The following is a 21,455-nucleotide window of genomic DNA, read 5'->3' on the forward strand; positions in this document are numbered from 1 at the left end:
TTTCGTCAGACGGATAGCAAAAGATCAAGCCTTCTTGCCGTGGAATCCGCGGATGGCGCCGATGATCTTGTCGTGATCGGCTTCCGACAGATAAGGGTGCATCGGCAGGCTCAGAATACGGTTCGGCAGGCTTTCCGAAACAGGAAGGCCGCCCGGTGCAACCGGATAGTGCTTGTATGCGGTCTGCTGGTGCAGCGGCTTCACGTAATAAATGACCGAAGGAACGCCTTCCGCCTGAAGATGTGCCTTCAAGCCGTCGCGGTTTTCGCTCTCGATGGAATACTGGGCCCAAGCCGAGCGATTGCCAGCCGGAAGTGCCGGAACCTTCACGACATCTTTAAGCGCTTCGTTGTAGCGCTTGGCGATGCGGTCGCGTGCTTCCATTTCGTCTTCGAGGATTGCAAGCTTTTCCAGAAGAACAGCGGCCTGGATCGTGTCGAGACGCGAATTGAGGCCGATACGGACATTGTCGTACTGGGTTTCGCCCTTGCCGTGGAACAATACCGAACGCAGCGTGTCCGCCAGTTCTGCATCGTTGGTGAACATCGCGCCGCCGTCGCCATAGCAGCCGAGCGGCTTGGCCGGATAGAAGCTCGTCGCACCGACATGGCCGAAAGCGCCGCACATGACGTTGTCACGCTTGCCGCCGATCGACTGCGCTGCATCTTCGATGACGAACAGGCCTTCGCGATCCGCGATGGCGCTGATGCGGTTATAGTCGGCAGCCAGGCCGAACAGATCGACCGGGATGATCGCCTTCGGCTGCAGGCGGCCTTCCTTGCGGATGGCGGCGATGGCAGCTTCGAGCTGCTCGACATTCAGATTGTAGTTTTGCGCATCGACGTCGATGAATACCGGCTCGGCACCCACAAGCGCGACGACTTCCGCTGTAGCCGCAAAAGTGAAGGACGGGACGAACACCGCATCGCCGGGTCCGATGCCGCGTGCCATCAGGGGCATCTGCAAGGCATCGGTGCCATTGGCGCAGGCAATGACATGTTCTACGCCGAGATACTCGCCAAGCTTCTTTTCGAATTCGGCCACTTCCGGTCCAAGAATATAACGGCCTTCCGCAACAACCTTGGAAATGGCGGCATTGAGACGGTCTTCGATACGCGCGCGCTGCGCTCCAAGATCAATAAACTGCATGTTGGCTCCAATATATCTGGCCCGCACAAGTCGATATGCGAATCCTCGGCAACCTGTTTATTCGCTTGCGCCCTGCCCCGCTACGGCCAGAGCGTTCAAAGTTTTGCGATTCCTGTAACACCGCTTGACGCAGTTGGTACGGGCTACCCGGCATCCGTTTATCGCGGGTGCCTGACGGTGCCTTCCGTGAGAATACGCAGCACGCTGATCGCTTCCTTGCCATCAGTGCGCGGCGTTTCGCGCGTTTCGATGCAATGCATGAAATGCTGCAATTCGCGCGTCAGCGGCATGCCTTCCTCAATCGGGATATAGACAGGCTCGACGGATTTGAAAGACCAATGGTCGTCCTCCCGCCAGACTTCATGACTATAGAGTGCAAGCTTGCGATCCCACGGTTCGCCGTCATCGAACACGGCCATGCGTTTTGTGCCGGTGACGGTCAGGCGACGCTCGCGATAGGCATTCAGGCGCGATGCAAACAGATGGCCGCGAATACCATTCGGAAAATCGAGATGAAGATGGGCAATGTCGGTGAGATGATCCAGCGTCGCCACGCCCTCTCCGCGAACCGCGCTGGGTTCTTCACCGGTGATGGCCAGGATCATCGAAAGATCGTGCGGCGCAAGATCCCACAGCGCATCGAACGTGTTGTGGAACTTACCGAACCCGACGCGATGTGAATGCACATAGCGAATATCGCCGAGCTCACCGCTTTTCACCATATCGAGAAGCTTCTCGAAAGCCGGGTGGAAGCGCAGCACGTGACCAACCATGAATACGCGACTGTTTTCGCGGGCGGCTTCCACTTCGGCTTCGGCAGCCGGAATGTCGAGCGCGATCGGCTTTTCGACCAGAACATCCTTGCCGTTCTTCACGGCCTGGATGGCATATTGTGAATGAAACTGTGCCGGCAATGCCAGGACGATGCCATCGATATCCGAACGTGTGAATAATTCATCGACGGGAACGCTGGGAACATTGAACTCGACCGCGAAGCGTTCCGCCTGTTCTGCCCTTGCGTCTGAGACTGCCTGAAGGGCACCGAGGCTCTTCAGGGTACGAATGTGATTGCCGCCCCAATAGCCGCAACCCAAAACCGCAATACGAGGTGCCATAAAACCATGCCTTTGCTGATGCCAAGTTCCTTATCGGTGCAAATGATAGAAAACAAGACGAAAGCTATGCGAAGAGTGCTTGACAGCTTTTCATTCCGCACATATACCGCCGCCATTCCTTGCAGGAACAACGATTTGCCTCACTGGAAACGGTGATCATGAGATTGTCTCTGTAAAGCGACGCGTGGCGGAGTAGCTCAGTAGGTTAGAGCAGAGGAATCATAATCCTTGTGTCGGGGGTTCGAATCCCTCCTCCGCTACCATTTTGTTAGCCGCTTTCGGAAGAAAGCCGTTTTCTATGTCTTCTCCAAGCAGTCGCGCGAGTTTTCCACGCACCTGAACTACCGGCGCTGTACGCGGTTCGGTTGGATAAACGACGACGCTATCCACAACGCTGCGTAGCGTCTGGACAACGGCTTCGGTTATTTCCACTGGCCCTTTTGTCAAAATACGCCCAAGCTCTTCCATATCCCCGCGCAAGGCTGCAATCGTCGCAGGATGAACATCGATCTTTGGCGGCGGCGGCTGCATCGACAAATCAGCCTTGATGCGAACAATCTCTGGATCGATTTCTTTCTTGCGCTCCATCAACTTGTCTTCCGACAAGACGCCCTTGATGCAGAGGTCAATCGCGCGCTCCAACTCGCTTTCAAGACGCGCTAGTCGCTTTTCCAAGATAGAACGCGTGTTATTAATTTCGGCGGCTTTCTGCCGCCGATCTTGAAGAAAGGCGTCTAGATAGGCTTGAAGCAATTCAGGCTTTGAAAATTGCTGGCGCAGCATTTCGACCGTACCGGCCTCAATGTCCTCAAGGTGATATTTGCGCTTATGATCGCAAGCGCCCGTCTCGCGCGTACGAACACATCGGACACGCATTCGGCCCCGGTTGTAGCCGTCAAGCGTCATGCCGCCGCCGCACTTTCCGCATTTGAGAATGCCGGACAGCATTCGCGGACGCTTCGGCGCACGCTCCGGCGACATATTAAACGTGCGCTCTTCTATACGGGCTTGCACCTTCGCCGCCGTTTCCTCGTCTACGATCCGCAACGCTGGCACGTCTTTGCGCTGCCACTCGCTTTCGGGATTGTTCCGGCTTACGCGCTTGCCCGTCTCAGGATCGCGGACCATTGTTACCCGGTTCCAAATCAGTACGCCGTAATAGATGGGATTGCGCAACATGCCATTCTGGCGCGCTTTCGAGCCGTTAAGCGTCGAAGCGTTCCAAACCGCGCCTCGCGGCGGGACAATACCGTCGCGGTTCAAATCAATCGCTATCTGCCGAGGTGTCCTACCCAACGCATATTCCCTGAATATGCGGCGAACGACAGCGGCTTCATCCTCGTCAATGACAAGTTCGCCCGGCTTGCCGAGAACCGGCTTATAGCCGTAAGCTTTGCCGCCTGCTGACAAGCCGTCGCGAACGCGGCCAGACATACCGCGCCGGACCTTATGCTTTAGGTCTTCAAGATAAATCGCGCCGATCAGACCACGGATACCGATTTGAATGGTGTCGGCCTTGCCGTCATGGACCGCGATAATATCAATGCCAAGAAACTTGAGCCGCTTATAGATTGCGGCCATGTCTTCCTGATCGCGCGATACGCGATCAAGCGCTTCGACAATTACAACGTCAAACTGATTGCTCTTTGCGTCCGCGAGAAGCCGCAGGAGGCCATCGCGTTCGATCATAGACGCGCCAGACTTGGCGCGGTCATCATACGTTCGCACGACCTCAAAACCCCCTCGCTCTGCAAAATTCCTGCAAAGGGCGATTTGATCGTCAACGGAGCGATCAGACTGCAATTCTGTACTGAAACGAGCATAAAGGGCTGCGCGGCGAATACTCATATTCAAATCCCATCCATCAACCATAGCAGGAGACAAAATATTACCGGGTCAAATCCTGCGTTAACAGCGAAACACGCATCAGTTTTTGTATTCATAATCCATTGAAATCATGATATTTTGAGGCGTTTCCAAGCCAATCCCGACCCCGATTATGAGATAAAAGGGTAAGTCCTGCGGATGCGCAAATTTGCGCCGTGCTTGTCTCCACATTTCAGGGGTGCCGCTGCGGTCTTAATTGTTCCGCAGCGGCTTTTTTATTCAAGCTACCTGCCTCTCGACAAAAGCTATTGCCGTCTTCATGCAGCGCTCATGAGCCGCGCCACATTCAGCAGCTTCGGCAGGGTCGGCGTAATCAGCAGCATTTTCAGCTAGGATTTTCGCGGCGCGCAGCACCGCCGCTGCTCCACTATGTGATCGTGGCTGTGCGTAAGACAGCGCAACAAGGACACAATTAGCTTGATCCGCCAGGTTGTCGGTTATTGCCCTGTCTGTAGCCAACGCGGGATTGGTAAGCACTTCAAGCTCGTCATAGATCGCCTCGTACCTATCCCATAGGCAGGCGGCAGTATCAGACGTGGAATTGGCTGGACGAATGTTTATCATGGTTCGGCTCCCTGTGTTTGAGAACCGACCGGCAGCTTCTAAACTGGCGGTCGGGCTTAACGGGTTAGAAGACCGTGCACAGGACACGACGGCTCGAAAGCCCCACGTTACGCCCGACCATAAGTTGCCGCCCAATCGAAATCGGCGCAGCGCAGTCAGCGCCCTGTGATCTTGCGGCTTCTAACCCGCATCGCATCTTCCGATGCGATGCTTAACGCTCCGGTGGTTTGCCATGGAAATCAAGGGCATAAACATAATCGCGGGCAATGATTAATGTAACGTCATTGACCAGTTTATGCATCTTCGAACGAATGCTTTTCTCAGACATGGCTAAGTCCTTGTGGCAATGCGATCATGGATTGCATCGATCTTGGCGATTACAGCGTAAATACACGCCGCTTTTGTTCCCATTACTTTGGGCGAGCGTCCACCTTCGCCAAAAAGATATTCAGCGCGTCAACGCACGCCCTCACAGCAGCAAGATTTGCTGACTGATCGTCGGTGCGCTCACTGCGCCCTTGAATTGAAAGGTCCAGATTTTCCGTAGAAGCCCATTCGGCCAAGGCCCGGCATGAACCATAAAGATGCGTCCAAGCCGCGCCTGCATTGGAGGGCTTGTGGTAAAGTGGGTTTTTACCCGATGATTTACGCCGCCGTAGACCTTGTTTTGCAATTTCAATTAACGCTTCACGAAGCTCATCATTCAGCATACCTACACTCCGCTAAAATGAAAAAATCGGGCAGCGTACTCTAATTTTTCTTCAAAAAGTCAAGCCCGCAGTAGAGGATTTTTGAAATGTTTTCATTCAAGCGACTTTCGGGATTACCGGCATATGGTGACCTCGCCGTGTGTTTTCCTAAACCCGGCAGTTTTCGCGAAGGTATCGTTTTCGAGTTCACGACTTCAAACGGCAAGACTTGGACTGGAAATTTTGACCGCGGATATCGTACTTGGGCCATGGCAACAGGCGTTTATCCTGAATTAGGAGAAACTGCGGTTTTTGTTCTTGCTGACGGGAATGCTTATAAAATCAATGTGTTATCTCAAACTTTAGTTGAGATGTTACCCGGCCCTATCGCTTGGATGGGGTATCACAAGCCTCTTGAAGCTATGATCATCGCAGATGACTTAGAAATCAGCGCTCACACTAAGGACGGAATACTTTGGAAAAGTGGCCGCATCTCATGGGATGGAATTGAGATTATATCAATAGAAGGCAATAAGCTTAAAGGCGAAGCTTTTGATCCAAGGGACGATAAATTATATCCGTTCTCCGTAGACCTCCTTACTGGCAAAGCAGAAGGCGGATCATGGTAGCAATCTTCAATATAACCCGCTCAGATAAGATTATCGTATAAGCAAGGTTTCGAAATGTTTCGATCTATCGTTGTATTTATTGCTTCTCTCTTGGGCGCATCTGTGTTTGCCAACGAGGGCACCGCACAGCCAGTCCCCGGCACTATTGTCGTCAATATAAAGCTTTCAGATGATGCCTTTGGCGCATCCGGTGAAACGTTCGATCTTTATCCTCTAGAAGATGCCTTGGAAGAGGCAATGGCAGATACAGCAAGTCTCGACGGTCATGAAATCGGGGGCGGCTATTTTGCCTGTCGGTTCCATGCAGACAATGTCGAAGACGCATTGCAGAAAGCGGGCAAGGTACTCGCTACACTGGAATTCCGTCCGCAATCTTACGTCGCTATCACTTATTCAGACGGCGAAACCAAACGAATTAATCTCCCGCTGGCGGGCCACTAGGATAAGAAGAAGCTGGCGAACACCCGGTTCTCCCTTTCCTGAACGGACCACTCAGCGAAGCGCTTACGTAGATAAATATGAAGAATATTAAAGACCGCTTGTTTCATTATAGCACTAAAGTTAATGGCGTTCTTGTACCTATCAGCGCTTTGGATAGTGCATTAGCAGCATTCTCTACTAATCTGGTCGTGCTAACCGGCCACGAAACTTACTCCATTAGTCTAATCGGCTCTGCAACTTGCCTACATTGGCACGATAAATATTTTGTCGTATGCACTCGCCACCAAATCAACGGACTAGAACTTTCCAAGATAGGAATTCTATGCCCTGATGGAAATGTAATTACTTCAGGCGGGGCTAAGCATTTTATTGAGATTAATGATGGTGATTTTCACGATCTTTGCGCGTTCGATTTCACGGAACCATGCAAATCACTACCACAATTGCAGTCAAGATTTTATAACGTTGGAGTAGTCCCCCCAGACGCGCCTTACGACGAGTTCGCATTTGCACAGGTAAGCGGCTTTCCAACTGAGCTTCAGAATTACGACATGGACGCCAGCCACATTGGCACCGTGAAGGCAAAGGTGATTGTTCAACTCGACCGCCCTTCAAATGACCAAGCAGTTATCACGCTGCGTCCATTGGAAAATATGTCGTTTGAACCGGACGGGCTTAGCGGTGGCTCAGTATTCATCGTACATGCAAGCCGACCCAATCCAACGGCCTATTTCGCAGGGATCGTAACTCGCGCATCAAAGAATTTTGTGTACGCCGTAAAAGCCGGCTGGATTTTGAATTTTCTCGCTCATTTCGGATGACGCACTATTACAACAAGTTAGTCCGTTCATTATTAGCTGATTAAAAAAGCGTCGTTCACAGTGTGGCGCTATCGCCTCAGTTGTCACGGATAGCAGAGCAAAAAAAGTTAACGGATTGTTGTTTTCCCCGGACTGTATAAGGGTATGTTAACCATACTGTGGTGTTTTCACAGAAAAGGATACCTACCATGAGCACAATTTACACCATCGGATATGAAGGCACAGATATCGAAAAATTTGTGCGAACCCTTCAGGTCGTAGGCGTACAAGTGCTTGCTGACGTTAGAGCATTACCGCTTTCTCGCAAGAAGGGCTTCTCGAAAAACGTACTTAGAGAACGTCTAGAGCAAGCGGGTATTGAGTATCATTCTTATCAGGGATTAGGGGACCCCAAACCGGGCAGAGATGCTGCCCGTGCGGGTCGATTTGATGAATTCCGCAAAATCTATACAAATCACATTGAAACTGATGCAGCCAAGGAGAAAGTTGCCGAGCTTTCGTTGACAGCTTCAAAAAAAATAACCTGTATGTTGTGCTTTGAGCGCGATCCTAAAACTTGTCACCGCACGATCATTGCTGAAAAGCTTGTCGATTACGGTGTTTCGTCATTCGACCTATACGGCGACGACCCTGCGAAATATGAAAGAAACCTCGCTTTCTTACCTACTTACTGCCTAGTCGCCGCTGAATAATTAAGCAAACAAATCCATAGTCTGCGGTTTTGGCTGCGTATTTGGAGGATAAATTAGGCTTATTATCATCCATTGGTGCCTAAATCTGTTGTGATTTCCCATAATAAAGTAAATGTCTTTTTCTTGAAATTCGTATAGATATTTTTGCTTGAATTTCTCAATCCAAATGTCGCCATACAATTTTTTGAATTTTAAATAAGAAGCACCAGCCTCCCAGTCAATTATTTTAGATTTATAAATTCTATCACTTTCCGAGCATTTATATGTGTAATAAAAATCGAACGGTATCTTTTCAAGAATATTGCTAGGAATATGTCTTTCTTCTTCAAAGAATGACGCTTGCTTTTCCGCCTGCATAAGTTTTTCAATATTTTCTTTTCCCCATTCAGCCGAGCATGGCTTAATCAAGAGGTCTATTATTTTCTCTGGTTTTATTAAGCCAAGACTGTGATTGGTTTTCAACCTTTTGGCTTCCAATTCTTCCGGTGAGGCAAAGGTTGGGAGCTTGCTTAATATATCCCGTCTCTTTTGCCAGAAGTTCTCAGTGCCTATTTTATCTCTCACCTCTATCGTGTCGATTTTAATATAGTGACTTTCCGGGCGACCATCTTTTGAATGTTCAATTCGAGCTTCAACCCACTGCCACTTTGCAAATTTGGCGTCGTCCTTCAGCAAGCGAAACGGAACAGGAAATAAACGTATTAGCTCGCCACTTTCGAGCGCTGCCGCAACACAAGATAATTCGACATACTTGCTACTTGGTGATGGATAAGTTTTACATAAAATAAGCGCTTTTTCTTTATACCCCGCCACTTTGCCCTCCCTTGACTTCCGCGTACAGGTTATTTCAACCTCCCCTTGCGTCGTGTTGCAATACAGAAACCAGGGATATTCACCGGAAACTGATGCCAAAGGGCATGTTATATTCCGCTGACAAACTGCCGCGAACGCGCGCTTGATGCCTTCATCGCAACCCGTTAGCTTCGCAACAGCTTAGGGATAATGACGATGAGCCGTTCCAGAAAGAAGACGCCTATCACGGGCATAACCACCGCCGATAGCGACAAGCCCTTTAAAGAAGCTGAGCATCGGCGCGAGCGCCGTGCTGTGCGCACCGCTATTAAGGCTGGCGAGCCTATTCCCGATCAACGGGAATTCGGCAACCCGTGGACTAGCGAAAAAGATGGAAAGAAATGGCTGAGCGACAGGGAAAGCCGCGTACTTCGAAAGTAAGCCGATTTGAAAACGGACACCTCACTTTCTTTTCAGAACCTTCTTACCGAAGCGCTCATCCCGCATTTCTGCACCGGAAACGGTGGCGGATTTCAGCCAAGCGGCTTTGATCCGCGATCCGTGCGGCTGTCAGAAACCGACATGGCTGATTTTATCCGAGCGTGGAACGGCCAGCTTGTAACCCACATCGGAGCAGGGAAATATCGCGCAGCCCGTAGCGGTGCATCCGAACAATTTTTCTGGTGTGGCAGCAAAAAAGCTTCGCCACGGACATTCACATTATGGATTGAGCCAGTAATCACGCTCGGCGTTCTGGCTCGCCTTCATTTCGACTTTGGCTGGCCGCGAGAACATATCGGAACGCAGTCCGCAGGGGATTGGGCTTTTGATGTGATTGTGACAACGAACCCCGACAGCATGGACGAATACATCGCCTGCGAAGTGAAGAAGTCGCGGAAAGAAATTGATGTTTTGGCCGAATATATGAAGCATTTTGCGTGGAACCCGCATGAATTGCACGATGAAAAGAATGCGTCCAAGAATGCCTTCAAGAAGGTTGCGGCTTTGCGCAAGCGCAGGCCGCCGTTCCTTTGGCTTGTAGGTCCTGATCGATATGAACAGGCATTCCGAGTGGGCTATGAAGATGGGGGCAGAATAACGATGGCGGCTATGCCGCTTGAGGCGTTAAACTACCAGCATTTCGAAATGGGACGCACCTACGCTTCAGGCGACAAAGCAAAATTGAAAGGGCGCAAAAATGACAAAGTGGCCCTCGTTTGAAACAAAAGACCTTGGCGATACCCCGGAAGACGACGCCGAAATGCAGCGCCGTTGGGAGCAATACGACAGGGAAATGAAGGCGCTGATCGCCACCGGCACTGTATATCAGGACGATGAAGGCTGGTGGTTTGATAAGGCGACCGGCGAGATAATCGGCCCTGATCCTGAAATTGAACGCCCCCGGACAGAGGAAGAATTGAAAGCCTTCCGGCCTTTCCGTGAAGTATTCCCCGATCTTGCCGAAAGCATTGACCGGATGAAACGAATAGGAAAAAAGCCCGCATAAAGCGGGCCTCCCGTTTATTTGTCTGTGACCCGTTTCCTAGGAAACGTGACGACATTGCTGGTAGCCGTGACGGGTTGCGCGGCTTGCTTGACCGCATCGTCTGCGCGACCATCTTCCAGCAGCGCTTGCAGGATTTCGACTTCATGCCCCTTCGCGTCTGGTTTCGAAATCGCTGCTACGGCTCGCCGAAGCGTTTCACGTTCGGCCATGCACCATGCATAGGAGAAACCGTGAGCAGCGCCGCTTTTGAAGTCAGCAGGATCGCGCGAGACAAATTCGTAAAAATAGTAAGCCGCGCGACTAGCAACGCGATCCATGAACCCCGTTTCCCGCTGGATTTCGGCTTCCGAAGTTAACCCGGCGTCCATGGCTTTCTGAAATTCATCAAGCGCATGACGGTATATGGGCGGCTGCAACGCTTTCAAGTCATCGATAATCGACATTTCTAGTCCCAATCGCCATGAATGCCGCGAAGCTGTGCTTCGATTGCATAGTTAAGCTCCCGTCCGACGTTCTTAATGTCTTTGACGCCATGGATATGAATGTCGCCAAACTGGAAGCGCGATCCACCGGAAGCCCCCGCCGAATGCCCGCCGCGTCCGCCGGACGGAGCTTGGCCGTTCGGATGGACGTAGCCATTCCGGCTAGGCGTAATGATTTCCGCGCCTTCCTCGCCGACAAGATACGAGCTTCCGGCGGAGATTGGCCCGCCCTTTGCACGATGGCCGTCCGGTACGACCGCGCCGCCCATGTAGGAAGGCGTATTGACGCCGCGCGAACCATCGGAACCGCCCGTAACGGACGTAGGCAGGCCGCTAGGACCGATAGGCCCGGACAAGGCAGACATAAGCTTTCCTGCCGCTTCAACGCCTTGACGCAACCAGCCTACAAGCGTGCTGATCTTGTCGATGATGGTTGAAACAGCGCCGCCTACGACGCCACCGACCGTTTCGCCCCATGACTTCCATTCGGCGTTTGTCGCGCCCAACAGCCCAAGGAGATTGCTAATCGAATTGAAGATATCCGTCGAAAACTTCGCGATGGGTTCAATGATCGGCTTTACCGGCTCAAGAGCCTTCATGAAGCCTTCGCCGACACCAACGAAGAAGGATTTCAAGCCTTCCCAATTGTTATAGATCAGCGTGCCCGCCGCCGCGATCCCGGCAAGGACAGCGCCGACGCCGGTAAACATTAGAGCGCCACGAAGGACTACTGCTGCACCGCGAAGAATTGAGAAGCCACCGCGCAAGAGATTGAGCGGATTGAGCATCCTAAGAAGGCCGCGACCGGTAACGATACCAGCGTCAGCAAGTCGGGCAAATACGCCCGGCGCTTTGCCAGTTGCAGCCGTAGCGAGCTTCGAACGGACGGCAAGCGTACCGAAGTGGCCGGAAACCTTTGTAATCGCCTTGCCGAGCGTGCCCGACAAGATGCTTCCCGTAAGGCTACTCGCCTTCCCGATACTGCCGATGGCAAAGGATGCCACAGATAGCGCGCCGCCTTTTCCCATCAAGCCAAGAAATTGCAGGCCCGTGAGAGCGATGCGCATACCGATCAGCGATGACGTCACCATTACAATGGAGCGCGTCAGCTTCGGATTGGCTTCGGCAAAGGCAGCGAGCTTGTTCGCCACTTCGGAAACCTTGTCGGCGATATCGTTGAAGGCTGGCAGAAGAGCGACACCAAGCGAAGCATTGAGGTTTTCAATGGTCGCCCGCAGACGATCCGCGAAGCCGCGAGACGTCTTGAGGCGGCGCTGATAATCTTCTTCAACGACGCCTTGCGCCTTCATCGCTTCGGCACGGATGCGGCGGTATTCCGCGATATTCTGGATAAGAGGACGAAGCCCCTTTTGAACCTCGCTATCTTGGAAAAGATCGCCGAGCTTGCCGAGGTCGCCTTTAAGCGTCCGGTTGGTGATTTCGGCAATGGCTTCAATAGGCGTCATGCCTTTTGCTGTTGCCTCTGTCAGCGACTTCTCAAGGTCAACGCCCATCTTCTTAAAAGCTTTGCGCGTCTGCGGAGCGTTGATCTTTTGAAGGACGTTGCCAAGATTGGTTGCAGCTTCTTCGCTATCACCTGCGCCCTTGCGCACGATCTGCAAAGCTGCCGAAAGGTCAGCGACGGCAGGAACGCCCTTTTGCTTCAAGCCCTGATAAGCAGCGCCGAGCGACGGGAAATACTGCGCCATGTCGCGAAGTTCGAAAGCGCCTTCCTTACCGGCCTGCGCCATGGCGTCGAGCGCCTTGCCGAAGTCCGTTGCAGGGACTTTAAGATTTGACAAAGCGGCATAACCCGCATTGGCAAGATCATCTACTTCGGCCCGATAAGCGGTGGCGGCCTTACCGATTGGGTTGAGCAATCCGAGCGCATCATTTTCATTTGCGCCGAAGCCTACAAGGGTATCCATACCCTGCGCCATCTTCGACGTTGCCTGATTGGTTTCGCGGGCAACTTGGCGAAGCTGCTTGCCAAGAGCGCCAAGACGCTCTTGCGGGATATTGGCCTTCTGGCCGATATCCTCAAGCTGCGTTTCTAGGTTCATTGCCGCGTCTAACGGCGCGGACAGTGCCGACTTGAGCGTATAGAACGCTGCGACAGCATCGACCATTCGACCGCGCGCGTTGTCGAGCGCTTTGTTATTGCGGTCTATCGCCGAATTTAATCGGGACTGCATACCGTTTATGTCGGTCGCAGCCTTCCCAATACCGCGCATGGCGGTCGCCGCTTTTGCCGCTGGCTTGGAAATGCCATCGACAAGCCGAACGAGAAGTGAAGATGTAAGATTGGCCATGTTGGCCCCCTATAAAAGGGGCCGCGCGAATGGCGCGGCCTTATGCTAACGATTATGTTGCTGGCGACCCGAACCGAAGCCGGGCGTCGTCGGCGTAGGACGAAGGCTGGTGTTGGCAATCACGCCGTATTGCGGATACCGCCGCCAGTCCGTTTCGCCCCAGGCACGGTTTTCGACGTCCTCAATACGATCATCGGTACGCTCACGCGCGATGCAACGGCTGTTGAAGTTGTCAACTTCTGCCTGTGCTTGCATGAGCAACTCAAGAGCTTGGATGATGACTTTCGAGGCTTCCGGGTACACCTTTGCGAGATTTTTGGCTGCGTCATCTGCCTTTTTTTCGACGGCTGTGCGTTCGGCTTGAAACGCCTCTTCGGCTTCAATCTGTTCCGCCTTGCCAATGCGGGCTGTGATTTCTTCCGAAGCCGCTCGCCCGCGATCAAGAGCGATCCGGGCCGCGTCGATTTTCTGTTCGGCGGTTTGAATATCGGCGTCCGTTCCCTCAAGAAGAAGGCGCGCCCTTTCGCTACGTGCAGCGTCAAGATCGGACTGCAACTTAGCTAGGTCGATTTTGACAAGTACGGCTTTCAAGGTTTCCGACGTCTGAGCGTCGCCGCCTTTGATGATTTTTTTGATGGTATCAAGCATTCTTGACCTCATGAATTTGAAGGCCGCGCTCATAGGCGCGGCCATTGATTAACGTCCTGAATTTTTGGAGAAGCCTCGCCAGTCGATGGCTTTCGCACCAATGTCGAGGCGGCATTTGATTTCTATGCCGTCAACTTCGAAGCCCGTGCGAGTTTCGGTGAAAACGCCTTGCTGGCTGTCGAGATATGCAACTTCGACCAGATCGACGGCAGATGGCGAGGCTGAGAAGTAAAAAGCCTTTTCGCTTCCAGCGATACCAAAGCGCTCGATACCCTGATCAAGTCGTGCCTCGGAAATGACCGTGATGTTGCGGAATGATGGTGGAACCGCGTCTTGTTGGCCTGCCGGATAGAATGGCTCAAGAAAGGTTTCCGCATCCGTCTGCAATGCCTTCGGCACAATAAGGAAGACAGGCGCGAAATTCAGGAAAGTGGCTTCATCCGTTCCCGTCTGCAATCCCATCCGAAGGAAAGCTTCCGAAAAGCTGGATTTGCTGATCCAGTCCGTTGCGAGAAGATTTTTATGCTTGGAATGGAACAGGGGAAGCCCGTCGCCCATCGTAGGATTACCGATGATCTGCGCCCAAACCACATCACTTTCAAGTTGTGCAGCCTGAACGCCCATTGCATGGGGAATGCGAGTGAAAGCCCCGATATCGTCGTTGATAATGGTCTGCCGGGTCAGCGATACGATTTTACCGAAAGTCTCGACATGAAAGCGCTCGGAAGCTTCGCCCATGTCACCGTGCTTAAACTGGCCGTGTTCACCGACTGGCTCAAGCGTCGGTGCCTCACTAAGCTGCACGCGGGCTACTTCTTTGAAATCGGGAACATAGCTGACCTTGGTGAGCGGACGGAAGGTCTGCGGAGCGGCTTCGTAACCGGAGCGAAGCGACTTGTTCAGAACGTTCGCCAAGATAGTCGGGAAGGCATCGACGGTCTGCATTCCGCTACTACGAACCTGCATCGCCGCCTCGGCGATTTCTTGCCGCGACATGCCGCTAGCGCTGACCCCATTGGCTTCAAGGCACTCGCGGGCGACCTCAACCAAGGACATACCGACAAAATCCTGTGCCCCACGAACAGTCAGCGGATTTCGTTCAGGATCATCACGGAACAATAAGGCATTCTCGATTGCCGCCGCGCGTTGCTGCGCGCGGCTTGTATCTCCGCCAGAGTGGCCTTGTCGTTTGGCGATGATGGCCTCAAGTTGGTCAGCAGCGCCAGCACCTGCCACCGTATCGGCGGAGCGGATTTGCGCTCCGGCATCGGCAGGGATCGGAACGGCGGAAATTTCCATCGGCTCCCAATCGACTACGCGGTGCAGCGCTACGTCAGTTTCGGTTTCCTCCTTGATGACCCGATGGATGCGGTAGCCGACAGACACGTTGCGGATAATGCCGTCGCGGATTTTCTGGATCGTATCGGCATCACCGGGAGTTGCGGAAAGCAAGATGCGAGCCGTTCCGATCCCGTTCGCGACGCGGGCTGATCCGGGTACAACAGAGCCAATAACTTTGCTGAGGTCGGACCCGTCGTGTGTATCAAGGAACGGCGCACCAGCATTCAGGCGGTCAAGGCGAATTGCCTGCGGCGTTACCTCAAGCTCTTCGTCAAAGGGACCGTCGTTCCAGCTATAACGGCGAACCCGTGCACCTGTCGTCCAAATGACTTCTACAGTGTTGTCGGCCTCGTTAAAGCTGGTGGCGCGCAGTTCGGCTGCGCGCCGGTAAGCTGTATCCATAGTGTTTTCTTTACGCTGCAAGTCCATTGCAGGTTTCCTTTTCGATGTTGGGGAGATCGATGTATCGGCTGGCGATTGCTCGCACTTCGTTGCCGGTAAGCGTACCGCGCTCTAAGAGCGCGTCCGCTACAGCCCGGATCGCCATGCGATGTTGTGGAATTTCGAGGAATGCGAGCGCCGCTTCTTCGGCTTGCCGGTAAGCGGCGATAGAGGTGTCAGTGTCGAAGTGAATGTTAGGCTGACATTTGGAATGCTCGCGCCGCGCCGACACGAAGAACTGAACCAGATCGTTTTCCCCCGGTTCACAGCCCCAAGCTGCACGCAGATGCGGCACTAACACGGCATCCGACTTGCGGTAGAAGCGCCGACTAGGAACCCCCTCGGCAAGCTCGCCAACGAGATAGATGACGGACATATCGCCGAAAGGAATGTCTGCCTGAAACCAGACTTCGGGCTTACCGTCCGCTATGTTGGCGCTGATCAGCCTGTAGCCGAAAGCAACAACAGCAATTGCGTGCGCGGCTTCATGATGTGCAATCGCCTCTACGGTCTTGTAGCTGCGGTCACCGTTTGCGTGAACATATTCGCCCGGTTCCGGTTGAGCTAGTTCCACGACAATCGCATCAATTAGGGCTTTGATTTCGGCGCGCCTATCGGCGTCAGTATTAGAGTTCATTGGCTGACCGCTTTCTAGGCTCATTCCAAAACAAAACGGCGATTGCAAAATCGGAAATACGCTCGAAAACCGGGGCCGTGTTGCCCGCGCCCTTCCGGGGGCCGCAAAAGATCGTTTTGCAGGGGGCCGTGTAATGGCGGGCGAAGTGGCGCTGGAAAGTCATCCGCAAGACCTCGCCAGAATGTCGGTTGGAGCCGACTGCGAAGAGCTAACGGCAAGCTGCTGCGAAGCAACGATGGTTGCAACGCCATCAATGATGACAATGGACCGGATTACAGAGAGATTGAAATCAGGCCGAAGAACGTTCGGCTCTATCGCGGTAGCGACGGTCTTATCAATCTGCGCGATATTATCGGCGGGACGGCTTTGAAGCCGTCCGCCTTCGGCGCGCTTCTTGCGGAAATAGGTAGCGCGGCTAATGCCGAGGACGATCCAAGGCTGAGACTGATTGAGACTACCCGATGTTACACTTTTCGCTTCCTCCTTATTATATACGGAAACAAGAGTGTAACCGGGGGCAGTCTCACCGTTTTCGACCTTTAGCTTTCCGGTCTTTATCCACCGATGGACAGTCATGCGCGTTACGCCGAGTTCCTTGGCGATACTTGTAACGGTGACCTTCTTCCGAGCCTTGCGCGCTACTTCACGCGCCGCCGCGCGCTCCGCGCGGCGGGCGTAACGCTGTTCCTGCGTTTCACCGCGAGCGCCGAGAAGCCAAAGTTGATGTTCTTCGCGCTGTTCTGGCGTAATATTGAGGCGTTCGCCGGTTTCTTCGACCGTCATTAGACCGCGCTCTTCCAGCCATTCATTATAGGTATGGTCGGTCAATTCCCGGTCGGCGTCGGGGAAATAGCGCTTGCAAAGAGCTTCAAACTTATCGCGAGCGTTGACGCCGTTACGGCAGCGTGAAATGTAGATGCAAGCATTAGCGAGGATTTCGATAGCGCCTTTCTGGTCTTTCTCGCTGCAAACCAGACCGGCCTTGAAAGCTCGCATGAAGAGCATCAATCGCACATTAGCGTCACCGCCTTTTGGCGATGGCGCTTTCTGTTTATCGTCACGAACGATTTCATCGTCCATGTGATCCATGAACGTTTTCAACGGTTCGCTCCCGTGGCTTCGTGAAAATGGTTCCAGAAGTTAATGCGTGCATCGGGATCATAGATCGTAATAGCCGCGATCTGTTCGATGCGGCGGCGGATATAAGCCATGGCCTCATCAGCATAACGGTTGGCTTCGGTATGATCCGCGCCCATGCCTAACCCTTCCGCTAGCAGATACCCACGAACAGAAGCATAGGTGTACGGCTTCACCTGCGCGAAGAGCCGCACCGCTTGCTTATCCAGTTCTTCACGCCTGCGGTGAGTGGCAGGGATAAGACGGACGGTCATTCCGCACCCCCATGAAGGCGCAGAGCGTCCGGCATCGTGCAAACTTCGCGTGCGGTAAGGAAATTAGGCTCGGACGTAGGCATGTGCATTCCCTGACGATCAACTTGATTGTTTCTAAGTCCATCAAACAGGGGCGCTGGTCGGCCTTGCGCATTAAGATAGCAACAAGCCGATTAAAGTCAATAAAAATGACCGAACAACCAATGAAACTATATTGAGTTTCAAGTTAATGTATAAATAATCTCCAATATATTACTTCGAAAGCCAGCAATAAAATGGCGCTATAAACACAGTTTAAAACGTCTTTCAATAACATAACTCAAAAGATGCTGATAGTTCTCCAAAAAGCTTGCCGCCGACACTCCGAAATTGGGTTGAAATTGTTGGCGAGAAATACGGTTCGTTAACGGCTCAAATTGCAGCAAAAGAAGGCGCGGCAATATCGCTTGGGAAATGGCGTCTACAAGCAGCCCTTTGACGTTAAGAATATCGCACGCAATAGATGTGAATTTGATCGCGCCACAACTGGACTACCAAAACGCGGATACGCTAAAGCTCAGCTTGCGGAGTGAACGTCACTCACTGCAAAATTAGGGGGTATGAAATGCGTTTTGCTGGCAATGTTATATGGTTTGTTTTTGGGGGAGCTTTTATCGCGTTCCTTTGGCTGATTGGCGCAGTTCTGTTTGCGATCAGTATAATTGGCTTGCCGATTTCCCGCGCGGCTATTGAAATGGCCAAAATGTCGGCTTTTCCATTTGGAAAAGACGTCGTGCATGTACGTGAACTAGACGCCAAAAAGCTATCTGCAACAACGGCGGCAACAGGTACGATTGGGTTTATCGCCAACATCATTTGGGCCTGCACGTTTGGGATCGTGCTATTCTTGACCTATCTGGTGGCGGGGATTTTCAACTGCCTGACGATTATCGGCATCCCGTTCGGCCTTCAATCGTTCAAACTTGCTGGCATTTCGTTTTGGCCGGTTGGTCGTCGGGTTGTTCCTTCCGAACTGGCTCAGGTTGCGCGTCAGCGGAATGCGGAAGCCAAGCTCGATAAAATTCGCGGGCTGGCTTAACCAACACCATACGTCTCCGGCGGCTGGCCCGCCGGAGTAATAATCGTGCCGCTACCGATAAAACGAAGCAGATTTTTCACGTCTTCTAGACCGCTTATTTTAAAAGATCGTCTGCCACATCGCGGACGGCTTCGTCCCATTCCTGTGTCTTTGCATCCCATGCTTCTTCCGCCACTTTGCGAATTGGCGTTGAAGCAATGGGGCGTTCCAAACGATCAAAGATATCGTACTGCGCAATCGGCATTAATGCGCCTAATCGCCCTCCTATGTATAGAATTTCACCGGATATCGCTTCGGCAACACGAGCAATTTCCCGGATAGCAGCCGAAATAGTGTTATTTGTTACTTGCACATGGGCAATCGCTTCACGGTTTTGCGCGTTTGCTGCATGCGCTACATGTACGTGGCTCCATTCCGCTACATCCATTGCGCGGCTATTGAGCAACCAACGTTCAACCGTTGCAATCAGCGTTTTCGGAAGAACATCGTGCCTTTTACGGTCGGTCGGAGAAATACCAGCAAGGCGATCAAAGTGGCGATGCAATCTCTCCGATGTTCCGTACGCCAAGGGGCCGGTCGTATCCACCCATATAGCGCCTTCCGGCTTCTTATCCTCCCAAAACTCCCGTGCCGCTGCTTCATAGTCATAGGGCAACCCGTCGAAACAAACGAAATTCTCGCGGGTCAATAACTGCCAATTAGCTTTGAGGTCAGTAATCAATCGAGGCAGGGAAATAACGTCCCTACGACGATCAATAAGGCGTCGGAGTGCCATGACCTGCATCGTGACATGTCCACTGACGAGTGTTTCTCCGATAAGCGTGGTATGCAGTGGCCCTGTCGGATTTTCGAGAGCCAGTTTACTAATGGCTGCAAAATTTGTGTCTCTCCAGACAAGAGTATGGATGACGTTCCAGATGGCGTGATCTGGATCATCGTCAAGCCATGTACTCCATTGTTCCCGCTTTTGACGGAACGTTTGCACAGAAACTCTGTCGGTCACATCGCAGTCGCGAATGTCGTAGATGTATTTGCCCATACCGAGAACATGCTCAAAGCATGTTGCAATAACAAGTGGGCTTGAACGCTCTTCGACCTCCGCACTGCTTTCGCCTTGATCGCTTCGATATCGACAGCCGGGCCGGATTTTGGGGCCTTCGCCTTGGCTTTAGCTGCAAGCTCGGTATTCCGAGCCGCCAGCGCTTCCGCGCCTTCCATCGCCGCTTTCACGTCTGCCTCAAGGCTTCTACGACGTCGGGGGCGAGCCGGAGCGCGACCGCTTTTTCGGGGCTTTCTTGCCGGGGCCTCGCGTGCGCCGAACCGCCTCTGCGAACGTCATGCGCTGCGCGGCCTGTTTGTCCGTCAATTCCGGCGCATCGGGGTTGGCGGCAATTTCCTGCTGAATTTTCGCTTCCTCCGCATCTGTCAGCGGTCGGATCGCCTTTCGCTTATTGTTCGTCATATAACTTCCTTTCCTTCCGGCTGGTGCGGCGCATCGAAATTACCGAGAGCGCCTCAGTTCCAAGTAGGACGAAAATCGTTGCTATAACCGTCTCGCCCCGGAACTCCCCGACCGCCATCAAGCGGCCTTGCTTTGCGGGGTAAATCGCCGCGTTGTCAAAAAATTCTGTGGTCAGGTCGGCAAAGTCGAAACCAACGCGAACGTCGATTTCAGACCAGCCGAGAATTTCAGCGCAGGCGCATGAAAAAGGCCGCTAAACGCGGCCTTCTGTAAATCTTGCGGGCGTATGCCTATAATTTGGTGGGAAAATCTTCCAGCCGTGCCTTCCAGACGTCGGCGAAAAAGCAATCAAATCAATAATTTCGCTGCGGCTAACGTTATTGCGACGGACCTCCGCTACCATTGCTCTCCCTGTCCCGAATTGTGTGCCCAACCACATGGCTTGTCCGGCTATCGGTGTAGCAGGATGTACGGTTTTGGCAGTTCCGCCACTGGGTTTGGCAGTAAATACCGATTCCGAAGCGGGCGTTTGAGAGTGATTTAAGCCTCTCCACTGACGATCAGGCCCGTGCTCCAAGCCGTTGCAAAGGCTTAGCCAACGGCAAGTTGATACTCATGCGGCAACACTTCGCTGGATTGCGGCAGGTGCAGCCACTATATCCGTCCCTGAGCCCGCTTTCCGGCATAAGACATCACAAAGCGATCATGACCATTCTCATCAATCAGCCACATCCGTCCATCGATCCGGCTTCAATAGAAAGACTGGTAGCCACTTTCTACGGACGCGCGCGTGAGGATGCCGCCATCGGCCCGATCTTTGCCGAGGCTGTGCACGATTGGGACCACCACATCGCGCAGATCGCGGCTTTCTGGTCGTCCGTCATTCTCAAGACCGGCGGATATGAGGGACGACCGATGCCGCCCCACCTGAAATTGGCCCTCAAGGCCGAGCATTTCGACCGCTGGCTGGAACTTTTCGAACAGACCGCACGCGAAATCTTTCCACCGGAAGCCGCGATCATCTTCATCGACCGGGCACGCCGCATCGCCGACAGCTTCGAAATGGCGATCGCCACTCATGCCGGGAAAATCTCGGCACCGAGGCATTCCCGCCGCCCTCTGTGAGACGCTCACCATCGCAACCCTTGCGGGCAATGCAATACGTCTTGTCATCCAATATTTAACTATATAAGCACATCTCCAGATTAGACGGACTGCTACCCAGTCACGTCAATAGAAAATAAAGGCTTGCGGGAGCAGATAAGGCGAAACGCACTGCGACCTGTTTGCGAAATAGCTAATATTCGAAATATGTCGCTTGCATAATCGATCAGAATTTCGAACAGTTGCCGCAGCTTTTTATGAAAGCCCAAAGAC

25 protein-coding genes and 1 tRNA gene are annotated in these 21,455 nt (G+C 52.8%); 10 read left to right on the plus strand and 16 right to left on the minus strand.

The window, feature by feature from the left end; genetic code table 11:
- Positions 1–24: 24 nt before the first annotated feature.
- Together J9800_RS09625 and J9800_RS09630 are read right to left on the minus strand one after the other, a co-directional pair.
- On the minus strand, positions 25–1,149 hold the full coding sequence (locus J9800_RS09625) for a DegT/DnrJ/EryC1/StrS family aminotransferase (RefSeq protein WP_112585656.1): 1,125 nt from the start codon (positions 1,147–1,149) through the stop codon (positions 25–27).
- A gap of 158 nt (positions 1,150–1,307) precedes the next feature.
- Entirely contained in the window at positions 1,308–2,264 is a 957-nt protein-coding gene (locus J9800_RS09630) for a Gfo/Idh/MocA family protein (protein ID WP_114216279.1), read from the minus strand.
- Positions 2,265–2,450: 186 nt separating this feature from the next.
- On the opposite strand from J9800_RS09630, the gene J9800_RS09635 reads away from it, so the two are divergent.
- Positions 2,451–2,527 (plus strand) — tRNA-Met (locus tag J9800_RS09635).
- Here J9800_RS09635 and J9800_RS22185 read toward each other — a convergent pair.
- The 3 genes from J9800_RS22185 to J9800_RS09660 form a co-directional block, all read right to left on the minus strand.
- Complete coding sequence (locus tag J9800_RS22185; RefSeq protein ID WP_353618731.1) at positions 2,484–4,136, minus strand: recombinase family protein; 1,653 nt, start codon at positions 4,134–4,136, stop codon at positions 2,484–2,486. The genes J9800_RS09635 and J9800_RS22185 overlap by 44 nt on opposite strands.
- A gap of 234 nt (positions 4,137–4,370) precedes the next feature.
- Positions 4,371–4,715 carry a hypothetical protein gene (locus tag J9800_RS09655; RefSeq protein ID WP_114216277.1) on the minus strand — a complete coding sequence of 115 codons (345 nt, stop codon included), beginning with the start codon at positions 4,713–4,715 and terminating at the stop codon, positions 4,371–4,373.
- Between the two features lie 410 nt (positions 4,716–5,125).
- Positions 5,126–5,425, minus strand: a complete 300-nt coding sequence (locus J9800_RS09660) for a hypothetical protein (protein ID WP_114216276.1) — start codon at positions 5,423–5,425, stop codon at positions 5,126–5,128.
- Between the two features lie 86 nt (positions 5,426–5,511).
- Between J9800_RS09660 and J9800_RS09665 the strand changes: the two genes are divergently transcribed.
- The 4 genes from J9800_RS09665 (at position 5,512) to J9800_RS09680 (ending at position 7,987) form a co-directional block, all read left to right on the plus strand.
- Positions 5,512–6,033, plus strand: coding sequence for a hypothetical protein (locus J9800_RS09665; RefSeq protein ID WP_162792671.1), 522 nt, complete (start codon positions 5,512–5,514; stop codon positions 6,031–6,033).
- 54 nt (positions 6,034–6,087) lie between these two features.
- Positions 6,088–6,474 (plus strand): hypothetical protein, encoded by a 387-nt coding sequence (locus J9800_RS09670; RefSeq protein ID WP_162792670.1) that lies wholly within the window; start codon positions 6,088–6,090, stop codon positions 6,472–6,474.
- A gap of 77 nt (positions 6,475–6,551) precedes the next feature.
- Entirely contained in the window at positions 6,552–7,295 is a 744-nt protein-coding gene (locus J9800_RS09675) for a hypothetical protein (RefSeq protein WP_114216273.1), read from the plus strand.
- A 188-nt stretch (positions 7,296–7,483) separates the two neighbouring features.
- Positions 7,484–7,987, plus strand: a complete 504-nt coding sequence (locus J9800_RS09680) for a DUF488 domain-containing protein (RefSeq protein WP_114216272.1) — start codon at positions 7,484–7,486, stop codon at positions 7,985–7,987.
- Here the strand turns inward: J9800_RS09680 and J9800_RS09685 are convergent, their stop codons facing one another.
- Positions 7,988–8,800, minus strand: coding sequence for a DUF8757 domain-containing protein (locus J9800_RS09685; protein WP_138785373.1), 813 nt, complete (start codon positions 8,798–8,800; stop codon positions 7,988–7,990).
- Positions 8,801–8,995: 195 nt separating this feature from the next.
- Here J9800_RS09685 and J9800_RS09690 point away from each other — a divergent pair, with 195 nt between their 5' ends.
- The 3 genes from J9800_RS09690 (at position 8,996) to J9800_RS09700 (ending at position 10,286) form a co-directional block, all read left to right on the plus strand.
- The gene (locus J9800_RS09690) at positions 8,996–9,220 is read left to right on the plus strand and encodes a hypothetical protein (RefSeq protein ID WP_171058759.1); all 225 of its coding nucleotides are present in this window, start codon (positions 8,996–8,998) and stop codon (positions 9,218–9,220) included.
- Between the two features lie 6 nt (positions 9,221–9,226).
- Positions 9,227–10,000 carry a hypothetical protein gene (locus tag J9800_RS09695; protein WP_114216270.1) on the plus strand — a complete coding sequence of 258 codons (774 nt, stop codon included), beginning with the start codon at positions 9,227–9,229 and terminating at the stop codon, positions 9,998–10,000.
- Positions 10,001–10,073: 73 nt separating this feature from the next.
- Positions 10,074–10,286: a hypothetical protein gene (locus J9800_RS09700; RefSeq protein WP_205315953.1), complete on the plus strand. Its 213-nt coding sequence runs from the start codon at positions 10,074–10,076 to the stop codon at positions 10,284–10,286.
- Positions 10,287–10,300: 14 nt separating this feature from the next.
- Here J9800_RS09700 and J9800_RS09705 read toward each other — a convergent pair whose 3' ends face one another.
- From J9800_RS09705 to J9800_RS09735, 7 genes are all read right to left on the minus strand, one after another.
- Complete coding sequence (locus J9800_RS09705; protein ID WP_114216269.1) at positions 10,301–10,729, minus strand: hypothetical protein; 429 nt, start codon at positions 10,727–10,729, stop codon at positions 10,301–10,303.
- 2 nt (positions 10,730–10,731) lie between these two features.
- Entirely contained in the window at positions 10,732–13,080 is a 2,349-nt protein-coding gene (locus tag J9800_RS09710; protein ID WP_210845699.1) for a phage tail tape measure protein, read from the minus strand.
- A gap of 45 nt (positions 13,081–13,125) precedes the next feature.
- The gene (locus J9800_RS09715; RefSeq protein ID WP_114216267.1) at positions 13,126–13,728 is read right to left on the minus strand and encodes a hypothetical protein; all 603 of its coding nucleotides are present in this window, start codon (positions 13,726–13,728) and stop codon (positions 13,126–13,128) included.
- Positions 13,729–13,776: 48 nt separating this feature from the next.
- Positions 13,777–15,471 (minus strand): phage major capsid protein, encoded by a 1,695-nt coding sequence (locus J9800_RS09720; RefSeq protein ID WP_114216385.1) that lies wholly within the window; start codon positions 15,469–15,471, stop codon positions 13,777–13,779.
- A gap of 10 nt (positions 15,472–15,481) precedes the next feature.
- Complete coding sequence (locus J9800_RS09725) at positions 15,482–16,147, minus strand: hypothetical protein (RefSeq protein WP_114216266.1); 666 nt, start codon at positions 16,145–16,147, stop codon at positions 15,482–15,484.
- A 159-nt stretch (positions 16,148–16,306) separates the two neighbouring features.
- Positions 16,307–17,248: a helix-turn-helix domain-containing protein gene (locus tag J9800_RS09730; RefSeq protein ID WP_162792668.1), complete on the minus strand. Its 942-nt coding sequence runs from the start codon at positions 17,246–17,248 to the stop codon at positions 16,307–16,309.
- Positions 17,245–17,538, minus strand: coding sequence for a hypothetical protein (locus J9800_RS09735; RefSeq protein ID WP_162792667.1), 294 nt, complete (start codon positions 17,536–17,538; stop codon positions 17,245–17,247). Before J9800_RS09735 ends, J9800_RS09730 begins: the two co-directional genes overlap by 4 nt.
- A 604-nt stretch (positions 17,539–18,142) precedes the next feature.
- Between J9800_RS09735 and J9800_RS09740 the strand changes: the two genes are divergently transcribed.
- Positions 18,143–18,616: a YccF domain-containing protein gene (locus J9800_RS09740; protein WP_114216264.1), complete on the plus strand. Its 474-nt coding sequence runs from the start codon at positions 18,143–18,145 to the stop codon at positions 18,614–18,616.
- Between the two features lie 94 nt (positions 18,617–18,710).
- On the opposite strand, the gene J9800_RS09745 is transcribed toward J9800_RS09740, so the two are convergent.
- The 3 genes from J9800_RS09745 to J9800_RS22080 all read right to left on the minus strand — a co-directional run bounded on the left by J9800_RS09745 (position 18,711) and on the right by J9800_RS22080 (position 20,304).
- Entirely contained in the window at positions 18,711–19,655 is a 945-nt protein-coding gene (locus J9800_RS09745) for a hypothetical protein (RefSeq protein WP_162792666.1), read from the minus strand.
- Between the two features lie 207 nt (positions 19,656–19,862).
- Positions 19,863–20,078 carry a hypothetical protein gene (locus tag J9800_RS09750; RefSeq protein WP_286167593.1) on the minus strand — a complete coding sequence of 72 codons (216 nt, stop codon included), beginning with the start codon at positions 20,076–20,078 and terminating at the stop codon, positions 19,863–19,865.
- Positions 20,065–20,304 carry a BrnT family toxin gene (locus J9800_RS22080; RefSeq protein WP_114216261.1) on the minus strand — a complete coding sequence of 80 codons (240 nt, stop codon included), beginning with the start codon at positions 20,302–20,304 and terminating at the stop codon, positions 20,065–20,067. Before J9800_RS22080 ends, J9800_RS09750 begins: the two co-directional genes overlap by 14 nt.
- Positions 20,305–20,783: 479 nt before the next feature.
- On the opposite strand from J9800_RS22080, the gene J9800_RS09755 reads away from it, so the two are divergent.
- Complete coding sequence (locus tag J9800_RS09755; RefSeq protein WP_114216260.1) at positions 20,784–21,203, plus strand: group III truncated hemoglobin; 420 nt, start codon at positions 20,784–20,786, stop codon at positions 21,201–21,203.
- Positions 21,204–21,455: the final 252 nt, after the last annotated feature.

It is taken from the genome of Ochrobactrum sp. AP1BH01-1, assembly GCF_018066705.1.
Taxonomy (GTDB): Bacteria; Pseudomonadota; Alphaproteobacteria; order Rhizobiales; family Rhizobiaceae; genus Brucella.

What these genes read in the sequence shown, in the direction of transcription:
- J9800_RS09720 (WP_114216385.1), bottom strand. Translation starts at nt 15,471, where the DNA reads ATGGATACAGCTTACCGGCGCGCAGCCGAACTGCGCGCCACCAGCTTT.
- J9800_RS09625 (WP_112585656.1), bottom strand. Translation starts at nt 1,149, where the DNA reads ATGCAGTTTATTGATCTTGGAGCGCAGCGCGCGCGTATCGAAGACCGT.
- J9800_RS09655 (WP_114216277.1), bottom strand. Translation starts at nt 4,715, where the DNA reads ATGATAAACATTCGTCCAGCCAATTCCACGTCTGATACTGCCGCCTGC.
- J9800_RS09740 (WP_114216264.1), top strand. Translation starts at nt 18,143, where the DNA reads ATGCGTTTTGCTGGCAATGTTATATGGTTTGTTTTTGGGGGAGCTTTT.
- J9800_RS09705 (WP_114216269.1), bottom strand. Translation starts at nt 10,729, where the DNA reads ATGTCGATTATCGATGACTTGAAAGCGTTGCAGCCGCCCATATACCGT.
- J9800_RS09675 (WP_114216273.1), top strand. Translation starts at nt 6,552, where the DNA reads ATGAAGAATATTAAAGACCGCTTGTTTCATTATAGCACTAAAGTTAAT.
- J9800_RS09725 (WP_114216266.1), bottom strand. Translation starts at nt 16,147, where the DNA reads ATGAACTCTAATACTGACGCCGATAGGCGCGCCGAAATCAAAGCCCTA.
- J9800_RS22185 (WP_353618731.1), bottom strand. Translation starts at nt 4,136, where the DNA reads ATGGTTGATGGATGGGATTTGAATATGAGTATTCGCCGCGCAGCCCTT.
- J9800_RS09690 (WP_171058759.1), top strand. Translation starts at nt 8,996, where the DNA reads ATGAGCCGTTCCAGAAAGAAGACGCCTATCACGGGCATAACCACCGCC.
- J9800_RS09715 (WP_114216267.1), bottom strand. Translation starts at nt 13,728, where the DNA reads ATGCTTGATACCATCAAAAAAATCATCAAAGGCGGCGACGCTCAGACG.
- J9800_RS09710 (WP_210845699.1), bottom strand. Translation starts at nt 13,080, where the DNA reads ATGGCCAATCTTACATCTTCACTTCTCGTTCGGCTTGTCGATGGCATT.
- J9800_RS09660 (WP_114216276.1), bottom strand. Translation starts at nt 5,425, where the DNA reads ATGCTGAATGATGAGCTTCGTGAAGCGTTAATTGAAATTGCAAAACAA.
- J9800_RS09735 (WP_162792667.1), bottom strand. Translation starts at nt 17,538, where the DNA reads ATGACCGTCCGTCTTATCCCTGCCACTCACCGCAGGCGTGAAGAACTG.
- J9800_RS09700 (WP_205315953.1), top strand. Translation starts at nt 10,074, where the DNA reads ATGAAGGCGCTGATCGCCACCGGCACTGTATATCAGGACGATGAAGGC.
- J9800_RS09665 (WP_162792671.1), top strand. Translation starts at nt 5,512, where the DNA reads ATGTTTTCATTCAAGCGACTTTCGGGATTACCGGCATATGGTGACCTC.
- J9800_RS09745 (WP_162792666.1), bottom strand. Translation starts at nt 19,655, where the DNA reads ATGGGCAAATACATCTACGACATTCGCGACTGCGATGTGACCGACAGA.
- J9800_RS09680 (WP_114216272.1), top strand. Translation starts at nt 7,484, where the DNA reads ATGAGCACAATTTACACCATCGGATATGAAGGCACAGATATCGAAAAA.
- J9800_RS09755 (WP_114216260.1), top strand. Translation starts at nt 20,784, where the DNA reads ATGACCATTCTCATCAATCAGCCACATCCGTCCATCGATCCGGCTTCA.
- J9800_RS09630 (WP_114216279.1), bottom strand. Translation starts at nt 2,264, where the DNA reads ATGGCACCTCGTATTGCGGTTTTGGGTTGCGGCTATTGGGGCGGCAAT.
- J9800_RS09750 (WP_286167593.1), bottom strand. Translation starts at nt 20,078, where the DNA reads ATGACGAACAATAAGCGAAAGGCGATCCGACCGCTGACAGATGCGGAG.
- J9800_RS09670 (WP_162792670.1), top strand. Translation starts at nt 6,088, where the DNA reads ATGTTTCGATCTATCGTTGTATTTATTGCTTCTCTCTTGGGCGCATCT.